Below are 24,930 nucleotides of genomic sequence, written 5' to 3' on the forward strand. Positions count from 1 at the left end.
ATTTGCCCTAATACACAATGAACAGGATAAATCGATTTGGATTTGATATTGCGGTCGGATTATACGCCCGAGGTAATCGCTTGACCACTCATTTTTTCATTTTTAATTTGCATTCCAACCCTTGATATGTATTATATTGCCGCTAATTTCCATACCCTCGTCTAGGGGATTAGCCTTGCCTTCTTTGACCAACGAAAACATCTACACTGTCTCCCGTCTCAATGCTGAAGTACGCCTGTTACTTGAAAATGAAATGGGCATTGTGTGGCTCGTTGGTGAAATATCGAACTTCTCCGCTCCGGTTTCTGGCCATTGGTATCTCTCACTCAAAGATTCTCGCGCGCAGGTAAAATGTGCGATGTTCAAAGGCAATAATCGCTTTGTGACCTTCAAACCTAAAAATGGCCAGCAGGTACTTGTTAAAGCGCGTCTTTCTCTTTATGAACCTAGAGGTGACTACCAAGTCATTATCGAGAGTATGCAACCCGAAGGGGATGGTCGTCTCCAGCAAGAGTTTGAAAAGCTGAAGATGCAGTTGGCCGCAGAAGGGCTGTTTGCACAATCCAATAAGCGCCCCTTGCCGGAAAATCCTCAATGCGTCGGAGTTATTACTTCAAAAACTGGCGCAGCCCTGTTTGATATTCTTGATGTGCTCAAGCGGCGCGATCCAAGCTTGCCCGTCATCATTTATCCTACACTGGTTCAAGGCGAACAAGCGGCCATTCAAATTGCTCAAGCGATTGGTAGAGCAAATGCGAGGCAAGAGTGTGACGTATTGATTGTGGGTCGCGGTGGCGGTTCTTTAGAAGACTTATGGTGTTTTAACCACGAGATCGTAGCGCGCACAATTGCCGCTAGTCAGATCCCAATTATCAGTGCCGTCGGGCATGAAATCGATGTGACGATTGCTGATTTTGTGGCTGACGTACGTGCCCCAACCCCCTCCGCTGCTGCAGAATTAGTCAGCCGAGACAACAGTAATAAGCGACAAGCTTTCGCCTCATATCAGCACAAGCTACAAAGTGCGATGCGCTATTACACCAGTCAACAAGCGCATCATTTACGCGCTTTGGTTCACGCGCTAGAGAAACAGCACCCCACTTATCGCTTGCAGCGTCAAAGCCAACAACTTGATGACACAGAAATGCGCCTACAGCGGGCGATACAGCGCTATATTTCGACTCAGCGCGAGCACATTGGCCAGCAATACCATCAACTGCAGTTGCATTCTCCCGTACAAACCTTGGCGAAGCAGCAGCATCGACTAGCCAAAAGCGAGCAACGATTACTGGACGTAATGGAGAAAAAACTCCTGCGCACAGCACACCGTTTAACGCTAGCCGCAGAGAAGCTTGACGCAGTAAGCCCATTAGCGACACTAAAACGAGGCTATTCGATCACGCGAGATAGCTCAGGCAAAGTGATTCACCGCGCTTGCGATCTAAAAACTGGCGATCAATTGATCACGCGAGTGGCGGATGGCGAAGTTTTCTCTACCGTCAATTAATCACTTAATCCTGTGCTTGAAACTCAAATCGAATCTTAGATTTTGATTTGAGCTCATTGCATGAATTACAGAAAAAATTTGCCGCGCCACACGCCTGCAATTTCTCCAGCTCCGAATCACACTCAGGGCAAAAACCAATTTTGTTAAAGTGATGTTTGCACTGAGTACAATGGTAACGCCCATCCCATGCCAGTGGATTTTGGCAACAAGGGCAAAGATTTTCCTGCATATTGATCCCATCTCTCTTTGTGTCTTTCACATAACATCTTTCACATAGTATGATTTTGGTAGATGTTTTATATCGTTCGTTTTAATAGATAGCTCGTTTGCGTAGATAGATCGTGCATGTGATAGCCGACACTTCATCAAACGGCACGTATGGTCTCGGATTATCGAGAGTTCAGCTTTGATCTCTATCACAATACCTTCAGGCTCACCAACCACCTCATACACATTAGGCTATGATCGATAAAAGATCTCAGCCTGATCATTTGCTTTATCTGCTCCGTTCAGCGATCTACTCTCAAAAGAACATTTATATAACCACACACCGAAAGCATAAGTTACATATTCTGCATATGGATTTATAACGATACAAAATTCCACTTAACAGCTAATAAATCAAAAAAACCAGAATATATTAAAATGATCTTTTGGCGAAATGTTCTACTCATTTTGTTTGATACTTATACAAAGCAGCAACGTTGCCGTGCTCTGTTTTTCACTCAATCATTTTGGTACTGCACTTCATTTCCAGACCGCCACGTTAAGTGAGGTTCTATCGCCAATGATAAATTTTAGGCAAAAAAATACCCAAGTCTAAACTTGGGTATTTCAGTTATGAGGAAGGCTACTTGCTGCGTCCTTTCATCATCGTCATTAAGCGTTTACGTTTACGCTCTTGAGATAAGGTCAGCTTATTCACTTTTCCTTCAAATGGATTATCACTGCTTTGGAACTGGATACGAATAGGCGTACCCATGATTTCTAAAGACTTACGGTAATAGTTCATCAAATAACGTTTGTAAGAATCTGGCAGCTCATTCACCAAGTTACCGTGTACAACGATAATCGGCGGGTTATAACCACCTGCGTGAGCGTATTTAAGTTTTACGCGGCGGCTACGAACCATAGGCGGTTGGTGATCATCGGTTGCCATTTTAAGAATACGAGTCAATACCGATGTACCAACACGTGTTGTCGCCGATTTATACGCTTCTTGAACCGATTCAAATAGATGACCAACACCCGTACCATGCAATGCAGAGATAAAGTGGATACGAGCAAAATCGACAAAGCCTAAACGACGGTCTAGCTCTTTCTTGACTCGTTCTTTGACGTCGTTATTGAGCCCATCCCACTTATTGACTGCAAGCACTATCGAACGTCCGGCGTTTAATGCAAAACCTAGCAGGCTAAGATCTTGATCTGAGATATTCTCACGAGCGTCAATGACTAACAGAACAACGTTTGCATCTTCAACGGCTTTTAAGGTTTTGACGACCGAGAATTTCTCAACCGTTTCGTTAATGCGAGTACGACGACGCACGCCAGCAGTATCAATCAATACATACTCGCGCTCATCACGCATCATCGGGATGTAGATGGAGTCTCGCGTCGTTCCGGGCATGTCGTAAACCACAACACGCTCTTCACCGAGAATGCGGTTAGTGAGCGTCGATTTACCGACATTCGGACGGCCAATGATCGCCAGTTTTATCGGCTGATCTTGCAGACGTTTGTATTCAGCTTCGGCTTCTTCTTCGGTGTAATCTAACTTTTCTTCTTCAGCATCTTCAAAGTCGGTTAGATCTTCGATTTCGCCTTCAGCCTGCTCGAGCATTTCCTCAGCAAGTGGATTCAAAGCTCGGTCGATAAGGATCCCAACACCACGGCCATGAGCGGCAGCAATTTGGTACATTTGATCGACGCCCAATTGCCAAAACTCAGCACTTGCAGCATCAGCGTCAATGCCATCCACTTTATTCACGACTAAAATAGCGCGCTTTTCAATCTTACGCAGATGTTGGGCTATCACTTCATCAGCCGCCGTTAAACCAGCGCGACCATCAACCATAAATAGCACAACATCAGCTTCATCAATCGCGGCCAATGACTGTTGAGCCATTTTCGTTTCTACACCCTCTTCACTACCATCAATACCGCCGGTATCGATAACAATGAAGTCGTGCTCACCCAATTTAGCTTGGCCATATTTACGGTCACGCGTTAAACCGGGGAAATCCGCCACCAACGCATCGCGAGTGCGAGTTAATCGGTTAAACAACGTAGATTTACCGACATTGGGACGCCCAACAAGAGCAACAACAGGAACCATACTAACCTCTACAATATTTTCTCTTATGTAGTTATAGGTAAACACTTGCTAGCAAGCATTAAATTTTTACCTATAACCACATCTATTTATTCAATAAAACGGCCCCTAACTGTTACCAGCCAGGAGCCGAATGTGAATTATATCACGATTTATTTTTTAATCGTCAGTTTCTTTACATTGCCATTACGGGTCATGCTGACATAACCATCATCGACAGCGAGAGGACTCACCGCAAAACCGCTCTTATCAACCAACTGTTGGGCAACGAATTCACCACTGCTGCGATCAATCCAATGTAGATACCCTTCACTGTCACCTAGCACAAGGTAGCCATTGATAATCGCTGGTGCAGTTAGCAAACGGTGTTCAAGCTGTTTGTTGCTCCAAAGTTCGGTACCGCTTCTTGTATCCACAGCCACCACATGATCTTTGTCGGTCACCACAAATAATCGGCCACCATCGCTAGCCATGTCTGTTGCTGAAGAGTAATTCCGCTTCCAAGCTGGTTTGCCCGAACGCAGATCAATGGCGATCAACTGGCCATTAAAACCAACCGCATACAGCATGCCGCCAATCACGATAGGTGAGGCATCAACATCGACTAGACGGTCAATTTCAGTGGCACCTTTAGGCATGCCAATCGGTTGTTGCCAAATCAACTGACCACGCTCAACGATAGCGGCAGCAAGACGGCCACCTGAGGTTCCCCAAAAAACACCGCCCGATACCGCAACAGGTTTGCTGTCACCTCTCAACGTTAAATTAGGAACTTCAGTACTGATGGTCCATTTTTGCTCACCCGTCGCTTGGTCTAAACTCACCAAAGTGCCACGACTGGTATTAACAATGATCATGTTCGCATCTGCAGCCGGAGCTGCTAGCACTTCACCGTCGACTTTAACTTGCCATACAAGCTCACCCGTAGCTTCATTAAGCGCAGTGACTAAACCGTTTTCACTACCAATGTAAATTTGGCTATAGGCCGCCGCTATACCGCCGGATAAACGCATGGTGCCATCTTGTTCAAGATCGGTTTTCCAAAGCTCTTTACCCGTTTTAGGGTTTAAGGCTTTCACCAAACCATCACGGCTAGCAATAAATACTTTGTCGTAAGCGTATTCTGGAGATAACTTTGAGAAGTAATGCCCTACGCCATCACCAATCGATGTGCTCCACTGAGTTGTGGGCGTAAATTCACTCGTTACCATTGGCACAGGAGCCATGATAATGGTGTCTTCTTCACTAGCACACCCTGCAAGTGCTCCAAGCACAACGGCAGAAACGAGCACTTTGTTGAACAACTTTTTCATCAACTTGTGCCCTTATTTGGCAAGATCGTCCAGTTTCATCTGTAGCGTTTGGCTTGCATCGTCAGCTTGTTGTGCTTCCGTGTATGCCGCATAAGCCGCGTCCGTGTCGCCTTTACGCAATGAGATATCACCACGCAGTTCCGCAATGCGTCCCGCCCACCCTTTCTCTGTGATGGTCGTAAGATCAGCTAAGGCGGCATCAAACTGGCCTTGTTCCGCTTTAATACGGGCCACGCGATAGGTCGCTAACGGTAGAATAGCATCATCTTTGGTGTTTGCTTTTGCCCATTCAAGCTGCGCTAAAGCTTCATCAATTTGACCCGCTTCTACTTGAACTTTTGCAAGTTGTAGTGCGGCTAAGACGGCATATTCTGTACCTTTATTACTATCAATAAAGCTCTCAACAACCATCTCTGCTTCTGCGCCTTTTGCAGCTAACTGAGTTACCGCTTTGCTATAACTTTCAGAAGCGGCTTCTTGCGCAGCAATAACGCTATCTTGGTAGTAACGCCAACCAAACAAGCCACCAAGGCCAATTACAGCACCAAAGATCACGGCTTTACCGTTCTCTTTCCACCAATCTTTTATCGCTTCAACTTGTTGTTCTTCAGTATCGTAGAGTTCCACTTCCTGTCCTCTTTAATAGATGTCTCAAATGCGCTTGCTTACACAAGATGCGTCAGTTTGCTCGCGACTTCAGTTTGAGAAATCGTAATTTGTTCACCACCGATAAGATCTTTGAGAACTACTGTGCTTTCTGCGACTTCATCTTCGCCTAATACCAAAGCCACTGCAGCGCCCACTTTATCAGCACGTTTAAATTGTTTTTTGAAGTTACCACCACCAAAATGGTTCATAACACGCAGCCCCGGAACCTGTTCACGCAACTGCTCAGCAAGTTTCATTGCTGCCATCATAGTGCCTTCACCCGCACTGACCATGTACACATCGACACTGCGACGCACGTCGGTCAGTTCCAGTGTTTCCATCATCAGCACTAAGCGCTCTAACCCCATGGCAAAACCCACTGCCGGTGTCGCTTTGCCACCCAGTTGTTCTACCAAGCCATCATAACGTCCACCGCCACAAACCGTACCCTGAGCACCTAAGCTTTCAGTGATCCACTCAAATACGGTGCGGTTGTAGTAGTCTAGGCCGCGCACCAAGCGCTCGTTAACTTGATATTCGATACCCGCAGCAGTAAGAAGTTCACATAAGCCTGCAAAATGTTGCTTGGATTCTTCATCTAGATACTCAGACAATTTGGGTGCGTCACCTAAAATCGCTTGAATATCTGGATTTTTAGTATCGAGTACTCGCAGTGGGTTGGTGTACATGCGACGTTTGGCATCGTCATCCAACACCTCTTGATGCTGCTCTAAATAGTCAATCAAAGCGGTGCGGTAATTGGCACGCGCTTCAAGAGAACCAATTGAGTTCAGTTCCAAACGAACATGTTTGTCGATGCCTAATTCACGCCACAAACGCGCGGTCATCATAATCAGCTCGGCATCAACATCAGGGCCATCCAGGCCAAACACTTCAACCCCACATTGGTGGAATTGACGGTAGCGCCCTTTTTGCGGACGTTCATGACGGAACATCGGCCCCATGTACCATAAACGTTGCTCTTGGTTGTAGAGCAAACCATTTTCGATACCAGAACGGACACAACCTGCGGTACCCTCTGGGCGAAGCGATAAACTGTCACCATTGCGATCTTCAAAAGAATACATCTCTTTTTCAACCACATCGGTCACTTCACCGATCGCACGGCTAAATAGATGTGTCATCTCAACGATAGGCATACGTACTTCATTGTAGCCATATGCACTAATCACGTTTTTCACTGTGCCTTCCACTTTTTGCCAAAGTGGAGACTGAGTTGGGAGGCAGTCGTTCATGCCTCGAATTGCTTGAATTGTTTTTGCCACAATACTTACCGTAAGGTCGTTGAGATTAATTTTGTTCGATTTGAGTCACGTTGATTCGGTTCTTCTCATCGAGAATAGAGGCCTTCGCGCGAATTTTCGCTTCGAGTTGGCTGACCAGATCATCGTTATCAAAACGCTCTTTCTGGCGGACGCCGTCTTCGTAGAATGCACTTTTCTTGTTGCTGCCAGCCAAACCAAGATGAGAAGCTTCAGCTTCACCTGGGCCATTAACCACGCAACCGATGATCGAGACATCCATAGGTGTCAAAATATCTTCCAAACGTTGCTCTAACGCATTGACTGTGGCGATCACATCAAACTCTTGACGTGAACAGCTGGGACAAGCGATGAAGTTAATGCCTCGCGAGCGAATACGCAGCGATTTAAGAATATCAAAGCCGACTTTGATCTCTTCGATCGGATCCGCAGCCAGTGAAATACGCAGCGTGTCGCCAATGCCTTCGGCAAGCAGCATACCTAAGCCAACTGCCGATTTAACTGCACCGGCTCTTGCGCCTCCTGCTTCCGTAATACCAAGATGCAGAGGTTGGGCAATCTGTTTAGCCAGTAAACGGTAGGAATCAACGGCGAGAAAAACATCCGATGCTTTAACGCTGACTTTGAATTGATCAAAGTTGAGTCTTTCAAGAATATCGACATGACGCATCGCTGACTCGACTAAAGCGGCCGGTGTTGGCTCACCATATTTCATTTGGATCTCTTTTTCGAGCGACCCACCATTCACGCCAATCCGAATGGGTATGTTCTTGTCACGTGCGCAATCGACCACGGCGCGAATACGTTCTTCGTTGCCAATGTTACCAGGGTTGATACGCAAGCAATCAACGCCATATTCGGCGACTTTCAACGCAATGCGGTAATCAAAATGGATGTCAGCCACCAGCGGGATGGATACTTGCTGCTTGATCAACTTGAACGCTTCTGCCGCGTCCATTGTCGGTACAGAAACCCGTACAATATCAGCCCCGACTTTTTCTAACGCTTTAATTTGAGCGACCGTTGCCGCAACATCGGTAGTGCGCGTGTTGGTCATAGATTGAACAGCAATAGGAGCACCATCACCGATGGGCACATTACCGACATAAATACGCGTCGATGAACGACGCTTAATTGGAGATTCGTGTTGCATAGTATTTTCTAAGGTAAGGTGAATCGAGCGACTTTACCGGAAGTATACCCAGAAAGGTCTACAGGTTCACTTGCAAATGTCATTGAAACGCTTTCAGGCGCGCCAAGAATGATTTGAAACGGAGCTTCACCTTGCAAGGTTACGGTTTGCCCTGATTTTTTAATCCCAGTGGAAAGGGTTTTGCCTGCTGCATCTTTCACCTGAATCCAACAATCTGCGCTGAATGTGAGCGTTAGAGGAGCGTATGGATTCGTTGCATCCTGCGGTGGCGTCTTATCCAATACAGGATCATCGCTCGCACTCAGGTCGGCTTCGGCTGTATCATCTTCAGGTGAAGGGATAAGTTCTGCAGCCTGAGTGTTGATTTCTACAGGGATATCCACCGCTTCTGCTTCTACTTGAGATTCGTCAACCGTAGGTACTAATTCAGGAACGGTCGTGAAATCCTCATCTCGCAAACGCTCAACCGATGTCGACGTGATTGATGGTGAACTCTCAACCACAACATTCTCTTGTTCTTGGTTTTGCCACCACCATAATGAGGAAATACCAATAATGATGGCAAAAATACCCCATGTCAGCGTCATAATACGGCTATCGTGTTTCTCTCGCTTGGTTTTCTTCGAAAAACTTTGCATCGGTTGTTCAGCGACAACCGTAGGATAGCAATCATCAAAGGAAGCTAAAATAACTGACTCTTTGATCCCGACGGCCTTCGCATAGGAACGTAAATAACCGCGAGTAAACGTCGCCACTTGGTCCGAGGCGAAGTTATTCTCTTCTAAACTCTGAATGATAGAGAGACGTAACCGCAACCTATCGGCAACTTGCTTTTGCGTTAATCCCAACGCTTCACGCTTTGCCTTTAATAAAGTGCCGGGTTGCACCGTGTCTGTTTTTACATCTGCAATAATCTGTTCTTGTTCAGTAGTCATCCGTTTTGTACATCTCATTATGTTATGGCTCGAATGGCACCGTCATCACTTTTATTGTTATTAGTTCGTAGTAATAAAAAATGGTGCATTCCAACACGGTGAAAAATTTGCATTCATTGATGCAGGCGACAGTTCAAATTTAACATTACGTCAGTTAGCAATTCTAATGGATATTTGACGTTAAACAACATGGCTTTAGGAAAGAAATTACAGCTAGGTCAATATTTTTCATAAAATTGACGTCAAAATCGCGGAAAATTATTTCAAATGGTAAAAATGCACAAAGCCAGAGGAATCTCTGGCTTTGCTTTATCATCCGATTTAGACCGATTTGACAGGAATGACATCGCCACCCATTTGTTTCATTTTGGTCCGTTTGGTTCTATCAATCACATCACCTACTAGCTGCCCACAAGCGGCATCAATATCATCACCACGAGTTTTACGCACCGTCACTGTGTGTTCATACTGCATCAGTGTTTTTTGAAAACGGTCAATACGTGAATTACTCGGTTTTTTATAAGGTGAACCGGGATAAGGGTTAAATGGGATCAGGTTAATTTTGCACGGCGTGCCTTTCATCAACTTAGCCAATTCGTGCGCGTGGTCCATATCGTCATTGACGTGATCCAGCAACACATATTCCACCGTAACCTTGCCACGGTTTGCATTTGAAGTGGCGATATAACGACGCACTGAGGCTAAGAAATCTTGAATATCCCAGCGATCATTGATCGGCATAATTTCGCTGCGTAATTTGTCATTGGGTGCATGCAATGAAATCGCTAATGCAACATCGATTTGCCCTGTCATTTGATCAAGACCAGAAACCACGCCCGAAGTGGACACGGTGACACGACGTTTTGACAAGCCAAAACCTAAATCATCCAGCATGATCTCTAACGCTGGGATCAAGTTTTTCATGTTGAGCAGAGGCTCGCCCATCCCCATCATTACTACGTTAGTAATCGGACGACGACCAGTCTCTTTCTCAAGGCCAATTTCTCTCGCTGCGCGCCAAACTTGCCCGATAATTTCAGACACTTTGAGGTTACGGTTAAAACCTTGCTGAGCCGTTGAACAGAATTTGCATTCCAGAGCACAGCCAACTTGGGAAGAGACGCACAAAGTCGCTCGGTCTTCCTCTGGGATGTAAACCGTTTCAACATCTTGATCTCCTACACGCATCGCCCACTTAATCGTACCATCAGACGAATGTTGTGCTTGTGAAACGATCGGCGCGCGAATTTCACAGCGTTGTTGCAGTTGCTCACGCAGTTTCTTGTTGATATTGGTCATTTGTTCGAAGTCATCACAACCAAAATGGTAGATCCACTTCATGACCTGATCAGCGCGGAACGCTTTTTCACTGAGCTCTTCAGCAAAAAATTTACGCAGACCTTGGCGATCAAAATCAAGCAGATTGACTTTTTCAATAGTCATGTGGCCTCTCAACGACGGAAACAATAAATAAGGGCGCGAATTGTACAGCCTTTATGCAGTAACAACAAGGGTTGTACAACCCTTCAATTACTAAGTCATTCAATGCTTGGCGGATTGTTTTTACTCTACAGCTCCCAACCATACGAGTATAAAAAAGCCTCACAACGTGAGGCCTTAATCGAAAGAATTTGGGATAAAAAACGCCAAGATTAACGAGAGAAAATCTCTGATTCTGGGAAGAAAAAGGCGATTTCACGTGCCGCCGATTCAGGACTATCACTGCCATGAACTGAGTTATGGCGCATGCTTAATGCGTAATCAGCACGAATGGTTCCACATGCCGCTTCTTCTGGGTTAGTTTTACCCATTAATTCGCGGTAACGAGCAATAGCATCTTCACCTTCAAGCACTTGAGCCATGATAGGCCCAGAGGTCATAAATTCTTTTAGTGCTGGAAAAAACGCTTTGCCTTCATGCTCAGCATAAAAGCCGCTCGCTTGCTCTTCGTTCAAATGTACCATTTTCGCAGCGATAATACGCAAACCTGATTTTTCGATACGGTGATAGATTTCACCAATCAAGTTACGTTCTACCGCATCGGGTTTAATGATAGAAAATGTTCTTTCTAGAGCCATAAGGTTATCCTTTTTCTTTTGTTTTTTTAGTTATAGTGAACCGCCCAAAACAGAGAGTTGAGCGGTTTTTCATTATTGAGCTTGGTCGGTCAAAATGCGTGCTAATGTACGCACCCCCATCGCCGTTGCACCTGCGGCCCATTTATCGCTTGCTGATTTGCGGTAAGTACCAGCGCAATCAAAGTGCAGCCACCCTTTTTTGTAATCTTCAACAAAGTAAGAGAGGAAGGCCGCTGCGGTACTTGCTCCCGGTGAATAATCACCTGAGCTGATGTTAGAGAGATCCGCAAAGCTTGAAGGCAACATAGAGCGATGAAACTCAGCCAAAGGCAGAGGCCATAAGCCTTCTTTCTCTTGGTGAGCTGCCACCAATGCCTGCTGGGATAAGCTCTCATCAAAGCTGAGTAGTGCATGGTAATCATTGCCGAGTGCATTTTTGGCGGCACCCGTTAATGTCGCGCAATCAATAATAAGCTGTGGTTTTTGCTCGTTGGCATAAATCAAGCCATCGGCCAACACTAGGCGGCCTTCTGCATCGGTGTTCATTATTTCAACTGTGGTGCCGTTTTTATAAGTGATGATATCACCCAGTTTCAAGGCGCGTCCGGAAACCATATTTTCTGCACAACACAAAATGAGTTTCACACGTTTATTAAAACCACGCATGATAGCCAAACCAAGGCCACCGGTGATCGTTGCAGCGCCCCCCATATCCGCTTTCATCGCCGACATAAAGTTGGACGTTTTTAAACTGTAACCACCAGAATCAAAAGTAATGCCTTTGCCAATTAAGCAAGCAAAAACAGGAGCACTTTCTTTTCCTGTCGGATTGTAATCGAGTTGCAGCATAGCTGATGTGCGCTCGGAGCCACGCCCAACCGCATAAATACCTTCCCAACCTTCGGTGAGTAGATCTTTATCTTTGACAATGCGGTAGCTGACATGCTCAGGCGCTAGCGATTTGATGAACTCAGCCGCCATGGTCGCTAACTGACGCGGCGCGACTTCTTCGGCGCTTTTATTGATGATATCGCGCGTCCATTCCGTCGCTTTAATACGATATTCTAACTCGGCTTGATCTGACTCACTCAGCGGTTGCCATTCTAGTGTGTTGAGTTTTTTCGCTTCACGATAACCTTGGTAGAAAGCCCAAATATTTTCTAAGTGCCAACCGTCACCTTGTAGGCTGATAGCTCTGATAGCTTGCCCATCAAGCTTACGAGCCGCGCGCTGAACCGCGCTGAGTTCATGCTCACTCTCAATAGCATGAATTGTGGCACCATTTTCTGAAAACGAAACAATCGCCTTTTCTCCCCACTGAGGCTGGGCAGCTTGTTGGCTGATAAATACGGACATCTTTGTAGACATGGTTTCTCCTTGCCTGAATATGGCCTCACCTGTGCCATTACGATTAAATAACCAAGGGATGTTAGCATTTTGTAGGGTCAAAATGTCAACTTGATAAAAAAACGGACCATTCGGTCCGCTCTTTTTAGTTAAAATTGTTAACTCTGTGATGTTTTACTGAATAACCATCATGTTAGCAATAGTCTTAGTCGATCTCTTCCATCCAACATAGAATAATCGCTTCGAGAATTTTTTCGTTGGAACGGTTTGGCTCATCATCAAACTCTTCCAGTTCCATCACCCACTGGTGTAGATCCGTAAAACGTACATTTTTAGGATCTACGTCTGGGTATTGCTCACAAAGCTCGATCGCAATATCACGAGAATCGGTCCATTTCATTTTGCTTTCCTTTTACAAACAGTGAACGGGCGTTAATACGCTCAATAGGATTAATGATCTTCAGAAGCCAGATTGAGTGTGTACTTTGGAATTTCAACCACTAAATCTTCGTTAGCGACTCTAGCTTGGCAGCCAAGGCGAGATTCAGGTTCAAGACCCCACGCTTTATCAAGCATGTCATCTTCCAACTCATCACTCTCATCAAGTGAGTCAAACCCTTCGCGAACGATAATATGGCAAGTCGTGCATGCGCAGGATTTTTCACACGCATGTTCAATAGCGATACCATTTTTCAGCGCCACATCCAGTACGGTTTCTCCTGCTTGCGCTTCCAGAACGGCACCTTCAGGACAAAGCTCTTGGTGAGGTAACACAATAATCTTAGGCATAATTTTTCTCTTTAAATATCATCTACCGATTGACCAGCAAGTGCACTGCGAATGGATTTATCCATACGGCGTGAAGCAAAATCTTGGCTGGCTTTGTCTGTCTCTTTAATTCCTTGCTCGATGGCATCGGCGCTATCACCATTACGCAGCACAATTAAATCTTCTATTGCATTCAGAAGGATCTGCTTTTCTGACTCAGATAACAATTCATCACCATCGGCCTGTAAGGCAGAGATCAAACCTTCGATTACACGATCGGCTTCTACACGTTGCTCTGCCAGAGCGCGAGTCTGCATATCTTGTTTGGCAAACGTCATCGAATCTCGCAGCATATTTGCTACTTCATTATCACTCAGTCCATACGAGGGCTTAACTTGAATTTCCGCCTGAACTCCCGTACTTTTTTCCATCGCTGTCACAGAGAGTAAGCCATCTGCATCAACTTGATAAGTTACGCGGATATGCGCGGCACCCGCCGTCATTGGTGGAATACCTTTTAGTGAAAAACGAGCCAATGAGCGGCAATCGTCTACCATCTCACGTTCGCCCTGCACCGTATGGATGCTCATGGCTGTTTGACCATCTTTGAAGGTGGTGAATTCTTGAGCTTTCGCAACAGGAATGGTGGTGTTACGTGGGATGATTTTTTCCACTAAGCCACCCATGGTTTCAATACCCAGCGACAGGGGAATTACATCCAGCAGTAACATTTCTGAATCGGGTTTATTACCCACCAAAATGTCGGCTTGAATTGCTGCACCAATCGCGACAACTTCATCAGGGTTGATGCTAGTTAGTGGTGTGCGACCAAAAAATTCACCAACTAAATCTCGAACCAGTGGCGTACGAGTTGAACCGCCGACCATCACCACTTCCAACACTTCATCTGCAGTAATCTCGGCATCTTTGAGTGCTCGACGACACGATAGTAAGGTTCTTTTTACTAGTGGCGTGATGAGTTGGTTAAACTCATCGCGAGTTAAACGCCCTTGCCAACCCAGCACAGAAACCTCGACACTATCGGTATCAGATAAGGCAATTTTCGCTTCGGTGGCCGCATCAAGCAATGCTCGTTGCTGCTCAGCAGTGAGCGGTTCAGCTAAGCCGATTTGGCTCAAAAAATGGTCAGCAATCAAATGGTCAAAATCATCACCACCGAGCGCGGAATCGCCACCAGTCGCGAGTACCTCAAACACGCCTTTCGACAGACGTAAGATAGAGATATCAAACGTACCGCCACCTAAATCATAAACCGCAATCACACCTTCCTGCGCAGAGTCTAAGCCATAGGCAATCGCTGCAGCGGTAGGTTCATTGAGTAAACGCAGTACGTGCAAGCCGGCAAGTTGAGCGGCATCTTTGGTGCCCACGCGTTGCGCATCATCAAAATAAGCAGGTACGGTAATCACCACGCCCGCTAATTCACCACCTAACGACGCTTCGGCACGCTGAGCAAGAGATTGAAGAATATCGGCGGAAACTTGAATCGGGTTCTTATCACCTTGAGCCGTTTGCAAAATAGGCAAACCGTTGTCACTGGCTTTGAAGCGATAAGGCAATGTGGGATAACGCGCCTGAATGTCAGCCAGTGAACGGCCGATCAAACGCTTCACAGAAATGATGGTATTAGCAGGATCAACTTGCGCGTGTGCTCTGGCATCAAAGCCTACGCAACGCTCTTGAGCCGAATAGTGGACCACCGAAGGGAGGATCGAGCGTCCTTGTTCATCAGCAAGCGTCGTCGCATTACCGCTTCGAACCGATGCGACTAATGAGTTGGTTGTCCCCAAGTCGATACCCGCTGCGAGTTTATGCTGATGCGGCGCAGAGCTTTGACCGGGTTCTGCAATTTGAAGTAATGCCATGGGTTGGTCCTTATTATCGAACTAGCCGAGTAACTGTTCTTCGACTCTTTCTATTTCATTTTTGAGCTTGGCAATAAATTTAAGCTTGCGAACCGTATCAGCCGCAAGGTTCCATTGAGCATGATTAAGTTGTTGCTCAACCAAGGTAAGATGCTGTTTATACATCTTGCTGACTCTGTTTTCAAAATCGAATAACGCACTTTCAACATCAGACTGTGAGGCGATGGCTTCAAGCTCTTCTCGCAGCTCCATCTGCTCCATTAAAAACAGCGGATCTTGCATGGTTTGGTGTTCTGCGCGTAACTCTATGCCTTGTTCAAGCAACAAGTATTCTGCGCGACTGATCGGCGATTTTAATGTTTGATAAGCATCATTGATTTGTGAGGCGTTTTGCACAGCAAGCAGGCGATCTCGCTCAGACGCAGTGGCAAAATTGTCGGGATGAAACCGTTTTTGCAGCGCACGAAACTGAGAAGAAAGAAGGCTACCATCCAGTGCAAACTGACTTGGTAGCCCAAATAATTCAAAATAGTTCATTAACACATTGCTCCTAGTGCTCGACACTAGGCTCAAGTGAGCCTAGTCACGCCGAAAGCCAATCCGTTACACGTTGAAGCTTTCACCACAACCACATTCGCTTTTTGCATTCGGGTTGTTGAACTCAAAACCTTCGTTTAGCCCTTCTTTGACATAGTCAAGCTGTGTGCCATCAAGATAGACGAGGCTTTTCGAATCGATAATCACTTTGACACCATGATCTTCAAACACTTCGTCTTCTTCGTTAACGTCATCAACGAATTCAAGCACGTAAGCCATACCCGAGCAGCCTGTTGTTTTCACTCCAAGACGTAAACCTACGCCTTTGCCTCGGTTATCTAGGAATGCTCGAACGCGATGCGCTGCTGTTTCAGTTAAGGTAATGGCCATACTACAACCTTAGATTCTTAGTTTGAACTTATGGGAGTGAATCATCATTCACTCCCTTAATATTATTGTTGGTGTTTCTTTTTATAATCGGCAACGGCAGCTTTGATCGCATCTTCCGCCAAAATCGAACAGTGAACTTTCACTGGTGGAAGCTCTAGCTCTTCCGCGATTTCAGAGTTCTTAATGGCTGCCGCTTCGTCAATGCTCTTGCCTTTCACCCATTCAGTAACCAGTGAGCTCGAAGCAATCGCGCTACCACAACCGTAGGTTTTAAATTTTGCATCTTCAATGATGCCTTCTGGCGTCACTTTAATTTGTAGCTTCATTACATCGCCACAAGCTGGAGCGCCAACCATACCACTACCAATGGTTGGATCTTCTTTATCAAAAGAGCCAACATTACGTGGGTTTTCATAGTGATCAATTACTTTTTCGCTGTATGCCATGATAGTTACCTCTAATCCTCTATTTCCTTGGGAATAAACCAGTGCCTTTTAAAGGACTAGTGATGTGCCCATTCAACGGTGTTTAAATCCACACCCTCTTGATACATATCCCATAGAGGAGACATGTCACGTAATTTGCTTACGGCTACGCGGATTTGTTCAACGGCGTAGTCCACTTCTTCTTCGGTGGTAAAACGGCCAAATGAGAAACGAATCGAGCTGTGCGCCATTTCATCGTTCAAACCAAGCGCACGCAGTACATATGACGGCTCTAAGCTGGCCGACGTACAAGCACTACCTGATGATACTGCTAAGTCTTTCAAAGACATCAGTAGCGATTCGCCTTCAACAAAGGCAAAACTAATATTCAGGTTGTGCGGAACACGCTGATATAAATCGCCATTCACACTCACGGCTTCCATGTCTTGTACACCAGCGAGTAGACGGTCACGCAATGCTTTTGCGTGGTCAAAATCTTTTTGCATGTCTTGCTTGGCAATGCGGAATGCTTCACCCATACCTACGATTTGGTGCGTTGGTAATGTGCCTGAACGGAAACCACGTTCATGGCCGCCACCGTGCATTTGCGCTTCAAGACGGATACGAGGTTTACGGCGAACATATAATGCGCCAATCCCTTTAGGTCCATACGCTTTATGCGCAGAAAGGGAAATAAGATCCACTTTCATTTCTTGAACATCAAGGGGAATTTTACCGGCAGATTGCGCTGCATCTACGTGGAAAATTATCTTGCGTTCACGGCAAAGCTCACCGATCGCCATGATGTCCTGAATTACGCCAATTTCGTTGTTCACGTGCATGATCGACACCAAAATTGTGTCATCACGCATTGCCGCTTCTAATTTTTTTAGATCAATCAAGCCATTCGATTCTGGCTCAAGATAGGTCACTTCATAACCTTCACGCTCAAGCTGACGACATGGATCAAGCACCGCTTTATGCTCGGTTTTACAGGTAATGATATGCTTACCTTGCTTGGCATAGAAATGCGCCACACCTTTGATCGCGAGGTTGTCTGACTCTGTCGCACCGGATGTGAATACGATTTCGCGAGGATCAGCATTAAGCAGTTCAGCAATTTGCTCACGCGCAGTGTCTACGGCTTCTTCTGCCTGCCAGCCATAACGGTGCGATCGCGATGCTGGATTACCAAAAACACCATCCATCGTCATGTACTGAACCATCTTTTCAGCCACGCGAGGGTCAACTGGACAGGTAGCTGAATAGTCAAAATAAATAGGCAGTTTCATTTTCTACTCCAATGTAAACATTGCCGCTATGAGCGGGCATTAAGACCTACGGGCACCGAGCCGATAATCACGGTATTGGTATTTTTATTGGTTAACCCGTGGTTCACCGTCAGGCCCAAGCCTTGGCGGTCAGAAATTTCTAGTACTTCATTATCAATCATTAACTCGCCAAGAGTAATGTTGTTCAGAAAGTCACTAATGCGAGAGCTAAGATCTCGCCATAACGTATGTGTTAAGCAGCGAGTACCACCTTGGCAGTCGGCTCTTCCATTACATTTTGTTGCATCAACTGATTCATCAACAGCGGCAATCACAGTACCAATCGAAATTGAGCAGGCATCTGCACCTAAGCGGTATCCACCACCTGGACCACGCACACTAGCAACTAGCCCCGCTTTACGCAGTTTAGAAAACAGCTGCTCAAGGTAAGAGAGCGAAATGCCTTGCCGTTCGGAAATATCCGCCAGTGGCACTGGGGTTTGTTGCGAATGCAGAGCCACATCTAACATGGCTGTAACCGCATATCTTCCTTTAGATGTAAGTCTCATATCACCGTATCCACATTGATTATGTGGTTGGAATTTTTCCATACCTGACTAAATAGGTCAAGTATTTATTTGACTAATTTAGTCAGGTATTTAACCCTATTATTAATCTGGATAATTATTGATTGCTGCGATGCTTCTCAATTGAGGTCAACACACCACGTAATATATTGATTTCTTGAGACTCTGGACGCGAACGAGAAAATAGCCGACGGAGTTTATTCATGATCTGTCCCGGCTGTTCCTTTGAAATAAACTGTGTCTGTATCATTACCTTTTCAAGATGCTGATAGAACATTTCCAATTCGTGATGCAGAGGATACGCTTCTTCTGGCTGGGCTTGATAACCTTTTTTTTCATTATTTAGGTAGGCAACACGCACCTCATAACTCAATGTTTGTACGGCCATAGCAAGGTTTAACGAACTGTATTCAGGATTAGCCGGAATGCATACATGAAAATGGCATTTTTGCAGTTCATCGTTGGTCAGCCCGGTTTTTTCTCGGCCAAACACTAAAGCAACCGGGTATTGCTGCCCTTCTTGCGCCAATTTTTCCCCACATTCACGCGGTTCAAGCATTGGCCATTCTAAAGTTCGTGAGCGTGCACTTGACCCAACCACCAGGCCACAATCTGCGACAGCCTGCTCTAGCGTATCCACGACCTCCGCATTTAAAGCAATGTCGCTTGCTCCAGCAGCTAGAGCGATCGCTTGGGCGTCTACCTCGCATTGAGGCGAAACCAAAATCATTTTACTTAGGCCCATGACCTTCATCGCTCGGGCAGCAGAACCAATATTTCCTGAATGAGATGTCCCTACTAAAATGATTTTTACATTGTCTAGCATTACGTTGTACGCCACTCTATTTTAAACGACAGAATACTAACATAAACCTGACTAAAATGGTCAGGTCCTTTAGCTACACATGAACAACCGAGCAAAAAATAGCCACTTCCTTTTTAATAAAACTTTGTTATACTGCTGCCCGCTTTTTCGTTCTTTAACATCCGTTGGGAAAACTGTATGCATCCAATGCTAAACATTGCTATTCGCGCTGCGCGAAAAGCTGGTAACCATATTGCTAAATCACTAGAAAATACTGAGAAAATCGAAACAACTCAGAAAGGGACTAATGACTTTGTTACTAACGTAGACAAAGAAGCAGAAACTATGATCATCGATACAATCAAAAGTTCTTACCCAGAACACAGTATCGTTGCTGAAGAAAACGGGCTTATCGACGGTAAAGATAAGGACGTTCAATGGATCATCGACCCACTGGATGGCACAACAAACTTCGTCAAAGGTTTACCCCACTTCGCCGTTTCCATCGCGGTTCGCATTAAAGGCAAAACAGAAGTTGCTTGTGTTTATGACCCAATGCGCAATGAGCTGTTTACCGCTCAACGTGGTGCTGGTGCGCAATTAAACAACTCACGCCTTCGTGTTAAACAGTTAAAAGATCTTCAAGGCACTATTCTCGCTACTGGTTTCCCATACAAACAAAAGCAACATGCCGAATCTTTCATGAAAATCATGTCTGCACTGTTTGTTGAATGTGCTGATTTCCGTCGTACTGGTTCTCCTGCGCTTGATTTATGTTACCTAGCTTCAAACCGTGTCGATGGTTACTTTGAACTGGGTTTAAGACCTTGGAATTTAGCCGCTGGCGAGCTGATCGCTCGTGAAGCAGGCGTTATTCTTACCGATTTCTCTGGCGGTACTGAATACATGAAATCGGGCAACATTGTAGGTTCAAGTGCCCGTGGTGTTAAAGCGATTCTGAAACACATTCGTGATAACGGTAACAGCGCTATTCTTAAATAGGTTGCACTAAATACCATCAACACCGTCAAAATTGATTCAAGCCTCGTATAGCAATATACGAGGCTTTTTTAGTTTCGTTTTATACTTTGCTACTTAGAGTGACCGCGGTGGGATGGTTAGAAAAAAGCCGCAGAATATTCTGCGGCTTTGGCTATTTAAGAAACTTTCAGGCTGCTAAGGAAGTTCGTCGAACTCCGCACCCTCTTTTTCCACTTGAGGTGGAAGTAGGTGCTCACGGGTAATTCCTAATTTCAATGCCAACGCTGATGCGACATAGATAGATGAATAAGTACCCACGGTGATACCGAGCAGTAAAGCGGTGGCAAAACCATGTATGTTCGCACCACCTTGTACAAAGAGTGCGATCACCACCAGCAAGGTGGTTCCCGATGTAATCAAAGTCCGGCTCAAGGTTTGGGTAATTGAGCTGTTCATGATCTCGGCTGAATCACCTTTACGCAATTTACGGAAGTTTTCACGGATACGGTCAAATACCACAATCGTATCGTTGAGCGAGTAACCGACAACGGTCAGCAAAGCGGCAACAATCGTTAAATCAACCTCAATTTGCATGATAGAGAAGATGCCAAGCGTGATGATCACATCGTGTGCCAGTGACATCACCGCGCCCGCAGCGAGCCGCCATTCAAAACGAACGGAGACATAAAGCAAAATACAGATGAGCGAAGCCAAAATCGCTAAGCCTCCGGCTTCAGCTAATTCATCGCCCACATTCGGGCCAACGAACTCAATGCGACGCATCTCGACACTTTTTCCTGTCCCCTCTTTAATAGCAGAAAGAATTTGGTTGCCTAACGTCTCGCCAACCATGTCAGCACGTGGACGAAGACGAACCATCACTTCGCGCGCGGAACCGAAATTCTGCACCGTCGCATCGCCAAACCCTTTCGCTTCCAAAGCACTGCGGATATCTTCAAGATTAGCTGGGTGTTCAAACCCAACTTCAATCAAAGTACCGCCGGTGAAGTCCAGTCCCCAGTTCAACCACTTGGTTGATAAAGTGAAAATAGACGCACCAATCATTAAAAGAGAGAATAAAAACGCAAATTTAGACCAACGCATAAAGTCGATCGTTTTATCTGCTTTTAGAATCTGAAACATAGTAATTCCTAGCCTTAGATCGACAATTTTTTAATGCGTTTACCACCATATAACAGGTTCACAATACAGCGAGTCCCGATAATAGCGGTAAACATTGAGGTTAAAATACCGATAGAAAGTGTGACAGCAAACCCTTTGATGGCTCCAGTACCCACAGCAAATAGAATGATTGCCGTAATCAACGTAGTGATGTTGGCATCAGCAATGGTACTGAACGCGTTAGCATAGCCTTGGTGGATAGCTTGTTGTGGGTTTCGTCCATCACGGAGCTCTTCACGAATACGCTCGAAGATCAGAACGTTAGCATCCACGGCCATACCAACCGTCAATACGATACCCGCAATACCCGGCAAGGTCATTGTCGCCCCTGGGATCATCGACATCACACCAATAATGAGCACAAGGTTCGCCATCAATGCAATATTGGCAATCAAGCCAAAACCACGGTAGTAAAGCAGCGTAAAGAGCATCACCGCAACCATACCCCAGATGCAGGCTTGAATGCCCATATCGATATTTTGCTGCCCCATTGATGGACCAATGGTACGCTCTTCAACAATAGAGATTGGCGCAATTAACGCACCTGCACGCAGTAAAAGTGCAAGGTTTTGAGCTTCTGCAGCAGAATCAATTCCCGTGATACGGAAGTTACGCCCAAGAGCCGACTGAATCGTTGCTTGGTTGATCACTTCTTCATGCTTATCCAGAATCACTTTGCCATCAGGTGTCCGACGGCCGCTGTCTTTGTACTCTGCAAATACCGTTGCCATAAGCTTGCCAATGTTCTTTTTAGAGAACGCCGACATCTTATTTCCGCCTTCGCTATCTAACGAAATGTTCACTTGCGGGCGACCATATTCATCCATGCTAGAGCTGGCATCCGTGATACTTTGACCACCTAGAATCACGCGTTTTTTCAAGACAACCGGGCGACCATTACGATCAGATTTGATTTCACTCCCAGCAGGAGCGCGACCAGAAGCCGCGGCGGCTAAATCAGCCTTGTCATCAACTTCACGAAACTCAAGAGTCGCGGTTGCGCCAAGAATTTCTTTAGCACGAGCGGTATCTTGAACCCCCGGTAATTCAACCACAATGCGGCTGGCACCTTGACGCTGCACTAAGGGTTCAGCGACCCCTAATTCGTTAACACGGTTACGCAAAATCGTGATGTTCTGCTCAACGGCGTAATTTCGAACTTCCTGCAAACGCTGCTCAGTAAATTGAGCAATCAGCGCAAAGCGACCGTCAGCCTTAGACGTAGTAAAAGTCATATCAGGATGTTTCGACGTTAATGCTTGCTGTGCTTGCTCTAATTGCTCATCGTCACGCAAAGTGACTTCCACTCGGTCGTTGCCCACTGAGCGAATAGCGCGGTAGCGAATTTTGTCATCACGCAGTTCGCTGCGAAACGCTTCTTCTTGCTGACCAATCAATTTTTCCATTGCGGCATCCATATCCACTTCCATTAAGAAGTGAACACCACCACGCAGATCAAGGCCAAGCTTCATCGGTGCCGCGCCAATCGATTCCAACCAAGAAGGCGTTGAAGGAGCAAGGTTAAGTGCAACAATTGTATCTTTGCCTAACGCTTCACTCACCACATCACGCGCACTGATTTGAGTATCGGTATCGTTAAATCGAACAAGAATTGATCCATTCTCTAGAGCAATGGATTTATGAGAAAGGCTCTCTTTATCAAGAGCTTTGGTGACGGCATCCAGCGTTGACATATCAACAGAGGCGCCACGCGCCCCTGTAATTTGAATTGCCGGATCTTCACCGTAAATATTTGGAAGTGCATATAAAGCAGAGAGAGTGATGGCGAACACCACTAACAAATACTTCCATAACGGATAACGGTTTAGCACAGCAAGGATCCTTTAGCTGTTATAAAGACTTAAGCGTACCTTTTGGTAGCACCGCTGTAATGAAATCTTTTTTGATCACAATTTCATTGTTCACATTCAATTCGATAGAGATGTAATCGCTGTCTTCTGCGATTTTAGTGATTTTACCCACTAAACCGCCACTGGTTAACACTTCATCACCTTTAGTCATGGCGGCCATCAAACTTTTATGCTCTTTAACACGTTTGGCTTGTGGGCGGTAAATCATGAAGTAGAAAATAACCGCAAACATACCAAGCATGATCAGCATTTCATAACCGCCACCTTGTGATGCACCTTCACCTGCTGCGTGTGCTACAGAAATTAAACTCATTGAAAACGTCCTCTAAAATATTGTTGTGTAATGTAATTCTAATTGGGCTGCGTTGGCTTAATTTCAAGTTTATCACTTCACAAATCAAGCAAAACGCAGCAAAACCGTTATTGGCCCATTGGTGGAACTTCACGATTGCGACGAGCATAAAACTCCTCAACAAACGCGTCGAAACGATCTTCTTCAATCGCTAAACGAATGCTTGCCATCAGGCGTTGGTAATAACGTAAGTTATGAATAGTATTTAAACGCGCACCCAGAATTTCGTTACAACGATCCAGATGGTGTAAATACGACTTCGAATAATTTTTGCAAGTGTAACAGTCACAATGCGGATCCAGCGCAGTTGTATCGGTTTTATGTACTGCATTACGGATCTTGATCACACCACCCGTCACAAATAGATGGCCATTACGTGCATTTCGCGTTGGCATCACACAGTCAAACATATCGATACCGCGACGTACCCCTTCTACTAAGTCTTCAGGTTTACCGACACCCATCAGGTAGCGTGGTTTGTCTTCTGGCAATTGTGGACAGGTGTGCTCAAGTACACGGTGCATGTCTTCTTTAGGTTCACCCACCGCTAAGCCACCAACCGCGTAGCCATCAAATCCGATCTCGGTTAAGCCTTTCACGGAAACATCACGCAAATCTTCGTAAACACTGCCTTGCACGATACCAAATAGCGAGTTGGTGTTCTCTAATTTGTCGAAATGGTCACGTGAACGCTGCGCCCAACGTAAAGACATCTCCATTGATTTTTTCGCTTCGTCGTGCGTCGCAGGGTACGGCGTACACTCATCGAAAATCATCACAATGTCAGATCCCAGATCTTTTTGAATTTCCATCGACTTTTCTGCGTCCATGAAAATCTTGTCACCATTGACTGGGTTACGAAAATGCACCCCTTCTTCTGTGATTTTGCGAATGTCACCCAAGCTAAACACTTGGAAACCACCTGAATCGGTGAGGATCGGGCCTTGCCAGTTCATAAAATCATGCAAGTCGCCGTGCATTTTCATCACTTCTTGGCCAGGGCGCAGCCACAGGTGAAAAGTATTACCGAGCAAAATTTCTGCGCCCGTCTCTTTTACTTCTTCCGGTGTCATGCCTTTTACTGTGCCGTAAGTACCTACAGGCATGAATGCCGGTGTTTGCACAGTGCCACGTTCAAAGGTTAATTGCCCACGGCGAGCATTTCCGTTTTTCTTTTTAAGTTCGTATGTTAACTTCACGAAGCCTCCAATGTCAGAGAAACAGTCTGACGTATCATGATTAGGTGCAAGCACCCCTCTAGAGCGGTCGCCAATTC

The 24,930-nt window shown here is 45.6% G+C and carries 25 protein-coding genes; 2 read left to right on the forward strand and 23 right to left on the reverse strand.

What is annotated here, in order from left to right; all coding sequences use genetic code 11:
• Nucleotides 1-175: 175 nt before the first annotated feature.
• Nucleotides 176-1,507 (forward strand): exodeoxyribonuclease VII large subunit, encoded by a 1,332-nt coding sequence (gene xseA / locus AACV20_RS17355; RefSeq protein ID WP_047689015.1) that lies wholly within the window; start codon nucleotides 176-178, stop codon nucleotides 1,505-1,507.
• A gap of 4 nt (nucleotides 1,508-1,511) precedes the next feature.
• Here the strand turns inward: xseA and AACV20_RS17360 are convergent, their stop codons facing one another.
• From AACV20_RS17360 to trmJ, 19 genes are all read right to left on the reverse strand, one after another.
• Nucleotides 1,512-1,736 carry a zinc ribbon domain-containing protein gene (locus AACV20_RS17360; RefSeq protein WP_202599510.1) on the reverse strand — a complete coding sequence of 75 codons (225 nt, stop codon included), beginning with the start codon at nucleotides 1,734-1,736 and terminating at the stop codon, nucleotides 1,512-1,514.
• 621 nt (nucleotides 1,737-2,357) lie between these two features.
• Nucleotides 2,358-3,845, reverse strand: a complete 1,488-nt coding sequence (der, locus tag AACV20_RS17365) for a ribosome biogenesis GTPase Der (RefSeq protein WP_170907711.1) — start codon at nucleotides 3,843-3,845, stop codon at nucleotides 2,358-2,360.
• 149 nt (nucleotides 3,846-3,994) lie between these two features.
• Nucleotides 3,995-5,155, reverse strand: a complete 1,161-nt coding sequence (bamB, locus tag AACV20_RS17370; protein WP_026027694.1) for an outer membrane protein assembly factor BamB — start codon at nucleotides 5,153-5,155, stop codon at nucleotides 3,995-3,997.
• Between the two features lie 12 nt (nucleotides 5,156-5,167).
• On the reverse strand, nucleotides 5,168-5,782 hold the full coding sequence (locus AACV20_RS17375; RefSeq protein ID WP_013857490.1) for a YfgM family protein: 615 nt from the start codon (nucleotides 5,780-5,782) through the stop codon (nucleotides 5,168-5,170).
• A gap of 38 nt (nucleotides 5,783-5,820) precedes the next feature.
• Entirely contained in the window at nucleotides 5,821-7,089 is a 1,269-nt protein-coding gene (hisS, locus tag AACV20_RS17380) for a histidine--tRNA ligase (protein ID WP_019282105.1), read from the reverse strand.
• Nucleotides 7,090-7,114: 25 nt separating this feature from the next.
• Nucleotides 7,115-8,239: a flavodoxin-dependent (E)-4-hydroxy-3-methylbut-2-enyl-diphosphate synthase gene (gene ispG, locus AACV20_RS17385; protein WP_010320399.1), complete on the reverse strand. Its 1,125-nt coding sequence runs from the start codon at nucleotides 8,237-8,239 to the stop codon at nucleotides 7,115-7,117.
• Nucleotides 8,240-8,247: 8 nt separating this feature from the next.
• Nucleotides 8,248-9,192 (reverse strand): RodZ domain-containing protein, encoded by a 945-nt coding sequence (locus AACV20_RS17390; RefSeq protein ID WP_094128344.1) that lies wholly within the window; start codon nucleotides 9,190-9,192, stop codon nucleotides 8,248-8,250.
• Between the two features lie 303 nt (nucleotides 9,193-9,495).
• On the reverse strand, nucleotides 9,496-10,617 hold the full coding sequence (locus tag AACV20_RS17395) for a bifunctional tRNA (adenosine(37)-C2)-methyltransferase TrmG/ribosomal RNA large subunit methyltransferase RlmN (RefSeq protein ID WP_026028096.1): 1,122 nt from the start codon (nucleotides 10,615-10,617) through the stop codon (nucleotides 9,496-9,498).
• Between the two features lie 209 nt (nucleotides 10,618-10,826).
• Nucleotides 10,827-11,252 carry a nucleoside-diphosphate kinase gene (gene ndk, locus AACV20_RS17400; RefSeq protein ID WP_013857494.1) on the reverse strand — a complete coding sequence of 142 codons (426 nt, stop codon included), beginning with the start codon at nucleotides 11,250-11,252 and terminating at the stop codon, nucleotides 10,827-10,829.
• Between the two features lie 72 nt (nucleotides 11,253-11,324).
• Nucleotides 11,325-12,620 carry an aminopeptidase PepB gene (gene pepB / locus AACV20_RS17405; RefSeq protein WP_026028095.1) on the reverse strand — a complete coding sequence of 432 codons (1,296 nt, stop codon included), beginning with the start codon at nucleotides 12,618-12,620 and terminating at the stop codon, nucleotides 11,325-11,327.
• 184 nt (nucleotides 12,621-12,804) lie between these two features.
• Nucleotides 12,805-12,999, reverse strand: coding sequence for a Fe-S cluster assembly protein IscX (gene iscX, locus AACV20_RS17410; RefSeq protein WP_010320404.1), 195 nt, complete (start codon nucleotides 12,997-12,999; stop codon nucleotides 12,805-12,807).
• Nucleotides 13,000-13,049: 50 nt separating this feature from the next.
• Complete coding sequence (gene fdx, locus AACV20_RS17415; RefSeq protein WP_010320405.1) at nucleotides 13,050-13,388, reverse strand: ISC system 2Fe-2S type ferredoxin; 339 nt, start codon at nucleotides 13,386-13,388, stop codon at nucleotides 13,050-13,052.
• 11 nt (nucleotides 13,389-13,399) lie between these two features.
• Nucleotides 13,400-15,253, reverse strand: a complete 1,854-nt coding sequence (gene hscA, locus AACV20_RS17420; protein WP_170907712.1) for a Fe-S protein assembly chaperone HscA — start codon at nucleotides 15,251-15,253, stop codon at nucleotides 13,400-13,402.
• Nucleotides 15,254-15,274: 21 nt separating this feature from the next.
• The gene (gene hscB, locus AACV20_RS17425; protein ID WP_026029095.1) at nucleotides 15,275-15,790 is read right to left on the reverse strand and encodes a co-chaperone HscB; all 516 of its coding nucleotides are present in this window, start codon (nucleotides 15,788-15,790) and stop codon (nucleotides 15,275-15,277) included.
• 66 nt (nucleotides 15,791-15,856) lie between these two features.
• Nucleotides 15,857-16,180 (reverse strand): iron-sulfur cluster assembly protein IscA, encoded by a 324-nt coding sequence (iscA, locus tag AACV20_RS17430; protein WP_010320408.1) that lies wholly within the window; start codon nucleotides 16,178-16,180, stop codon nucleotides 15,857-15,859.
• 62 nt (nucleotides 16,181-16,242) lie between these two features.
• Complete coding sequence (gene iscU / locus AACV20_RS17435) at nucleotides 16,243-16,626, reverse strand: Fe-S cluster assembly scaffold IscU (RefSeq protein WP_010320409.1); 384 nt, start codon at nucleotides 16,624-16,626, stop codon at nucleotides 16,243-16,245.
• Nucleotides 16,627-16,682: 56 nt separating this feature from the next.
• A complete protein-coding gene (locus AACV20_RS17440) occupies nucleotides 16,683-17,897 on the reverse strand; it encodes an IscS subfamily cysteine desulfurase (protein ID WP_017046248.1) in 1,215 nt (404 codons plus the stop codon).
• Between the two features lie 26 nt (nucleotides 17,898-17,923).
• Entirely contained in the window at nucleotides 17,924-18,445 is a 522-nt protein-coding gene (gene iscR, locus AACV20_RS17445; protein WP_026027698.1) for a Fe-S cluster assembly transcriptional regulator IscR, read from the reverse strand.
• A 115-nt stretch (nucleotides 18,446-18,560) separates the two neighbouring features.
• Nucleotides 18,561-19,289 (reverse strand): tRNA (cytosine(32)/uridine(32)-2'-O)-methyltransferase TrmJ, encoded by a 729-nt coding sequence (gene trmJ, locus AACV20_RS17450; protein WP_026027699.1) that lies wholly within the window; start codon nucleotides 19,287-19,289, stop codon nucleotides 18,561-18,563.
• Between the two features lie 177 nt (nucleotides 19,290-19,466).
• Between trmJ and suhB the strand changes: the two genes are divergently transcribed.
• Complete coding sequence (gene suhB / locus AACV20_RS17455) at nucleotides 19,467-20,270, forward strand: inositol-1-monophosphatase (RefSeq protein WP_013857502.1); 804 nt, start codon at nucleotides 19,467-19,469, stop codon at nucleotides 20,268-20,270.
• Nucleotides 20,271-20,444: 174 nt separating this feature from the next.
• Here the strand turns inward: suhB and secF are convergent, their stop codons facing one another.
• The 4 genes from secF to tgt form a co-directional block, all read right to left on the reverse strand.
• Nucleotides 20,445-21,392 carry a protein translocase subunit SecF gene (secF, locus tag AACV20_RS17460; protein WP_013857503.1) on the reverse strand — a complete coding sequence of 316 codons (948 nt, stop codon included), beginning with the start codon at nucleotides 21,390-21,392 and terminating at the stop codon, nucleotides 20,445-20,447.
• Nucleotides 21,393-21,406: 14 nt separating this feature from the next.
• Entirely contained in the window at nucleotides 21,407-23,263 is a 1,857-nt protein-coding gene (gene secD, locus AACV20_RS17465) for a protein translocase subunit SecD (RefSeq protein ID WP_017044259.1), read from the reverse strand.
• 19 nt (nucleotides 23,264-23,282) lie between these two features.
• Nucleotides 23,283-23,615 carry a preprotein translocase subunit YajC gene (gene yajC / locus AACV20_RS17470; protein WP_013857505.1) on the reverse strand — a complete coding sequence of 111 codons (333 nt, stop codon included), beginning with the start codon at nucleotides 23,613-23,615 and terminating at the stop codon, nucleotides 23,283-23,285.
• 107 nt (nucleotides 23,616-23,722) lie between these two features.
• Nucleotides 23,723-24,853 carry a tRNA guanosine(34) transglycosylase Tgt gene (gene tgt / locus AACV20_RS17475; RefSeq protein WP_026027700.1) on the reverse strand — a complete coding sequence of 377 codons (1,131 nt, stop codon included), beginning with the start codon at nucleotides 24,851-24,853 and terminating at the stop codon, nucleotides 23,723-23,725.
• Nucleotides 24,854-24,930: the final 77 nt, after the last annotated feature.

It is taken from the genome of Vibrio sp. B4-6 (assembly GCF_963888245.1).
Classification (GTDB): domain Bacteria; phylum Pseudomonadota; class Gammaproteobacteria; order Enterobacterales; family Vibrionaceae; genus Vibrio; species Vibrio anguillarum.

What these genes read in the sequence shown, in the direction of transcription:
- AACV20_RS17360 (WP_202599510.1), bottom strand. Translation starts at nt 1,736, where the DNA reads ATGCAGGAAAATCTTTGCCCTTGTTGCCAAAATCCACTGGCATGGGAT.
- der (WP_170907711.1), bottom strand. Translation starts at nt 3,845, where the DNA reads ATGGTTCCTGTTGTTGCTCTTGTTGGGCGTCCCAATGTCGGTAAATCT.
- bamB (WP_026027694.1), bottom strand. Translation starts at nt 5,155, where the DNA reads ATGAAAAAGTTGTTCAACAAAGTGCTCGTTTCTGCCGTTGTGCTTGGA.
- ispG (WP_010320399.1), bottom strand. Translation starts at nt 8,239, where the DNA reads ATGCAACACGAATCTCCAATTAAGCGTCGTTCATCGACGCGTATTTAT.
- AACV20_RS17390 (WP_094128344.1), bottom strand. Translation starts at nt 9,192, where the DNA reads ATGAGATGTACAAAACGGATGACTACTGAACAAGAACAGATTATTGCA.
- AACV20_RS17395 (WP_026028096.1), bottom strand. Translation starts at nt 10,617, where the DNA reads ATGACTATTGAAAAAGTCAATCTGCTTGATTTTGATCGCCAAGGTCTG.
- ndk (WP_013857494.1), bottom strand. Translation starts at nt 11,252, where the DNA reads ATGGCTCTAGAAAGAACATTTTCTATCATTAAACCCGATGCGGTAGAA.
- pepB (WP_026028095.1), bottom strand. Translation starts at nt 12,620, where the DNA reads ATGTCTACAAAGATGTCCGTATTTATCAGCCAACAAGCTGCCCAGCCT.
- iscX (WP_010320404.1), bottom strand. Translation starts at nt 12,999, where the DNA reads ATGAAATGGACCGATTCTCGTGATATTGCGATCGAGCTTTGTGAGCAA.
- fdx (WP_010320405.1), bottom strand. Translation starts at nt 13,388, where the DNA reads ATGCCTAAGATTATTGTGTTACCTCACCAAGAGCTTTGTCCTGAAGGT.
- hscA (WP_170907712.1), bottom strand. Translation starts at nt 15,253, where the DNA reads ATGGCATTACTTCAAATTGCAGAACCCGGTCAAAGCTCTGCGCCGCAT.
- hscB (WP_026029095.1), bottom strand. Translation starts at nt 15,790, where the DNA reads ATGAACTATTTTGAATTATTTGGGCTACCAAGTCAGTTTGCACTGGAT.
- iscA (WP_010320408.1), bottom strand. Translation starts at nt 16,180, where the DNA reads ATGGCCATTACCTTAACTGAAACAGCAGCGCATCGCGTTCGAGCATTC.
- iscU (WP_010320409.1), bottom strand. Translation starts at nt 16,626, where the DNA reads ATGGCATACAGCGAAAAAGTAATTGATCACTATGAAAACCCACGTAAT.
- AACV20_RS17440 (WP_017046248.1), bottom strand. Translation starts at nt 17,897, where the DNA reads ATGAAACTGCCTATTTATTTTGACTATTCAGCTACCTGTCCAGTTGAC.
- iscR (WP_026027698.1), bottom strand. Translation starts at nt 18,445, where the DNA reads ATGAGACTTACATCTAAAGGAAGATATGCGGTTACAGCCATGTTAGAT.
- trmJ (WP_026027699.1), bottom strand. Translation starts at nt 19,289, where the DNA reads ATGCTAGACAATGTAAAAATCATTTTAGTAGGGACATCTCATTCAGGA.
- suhB (WP_013857502.1), top strand. Translation starts at nt 19,467, where the DNA reads ATGCATCCAATGCTAAACATTGCTATTCGCGCTGCGCGAAAAGCTGGT.
- secF (WP_013857503.1), bottom strand. Translation starts at nt 21,392, where the DNA reads ATGTTTCAGATTCTAAAAGCAGATAAAACGATCGACTTTATGCGTTGG.
- yajC (WP_013857505.1), bottom strand. Translation starts at nt 23,615, where the DNA reads ATGAGTTTAATTTCTGTAGCACACGCAGCAGGTGAAGGTGCATCACAA.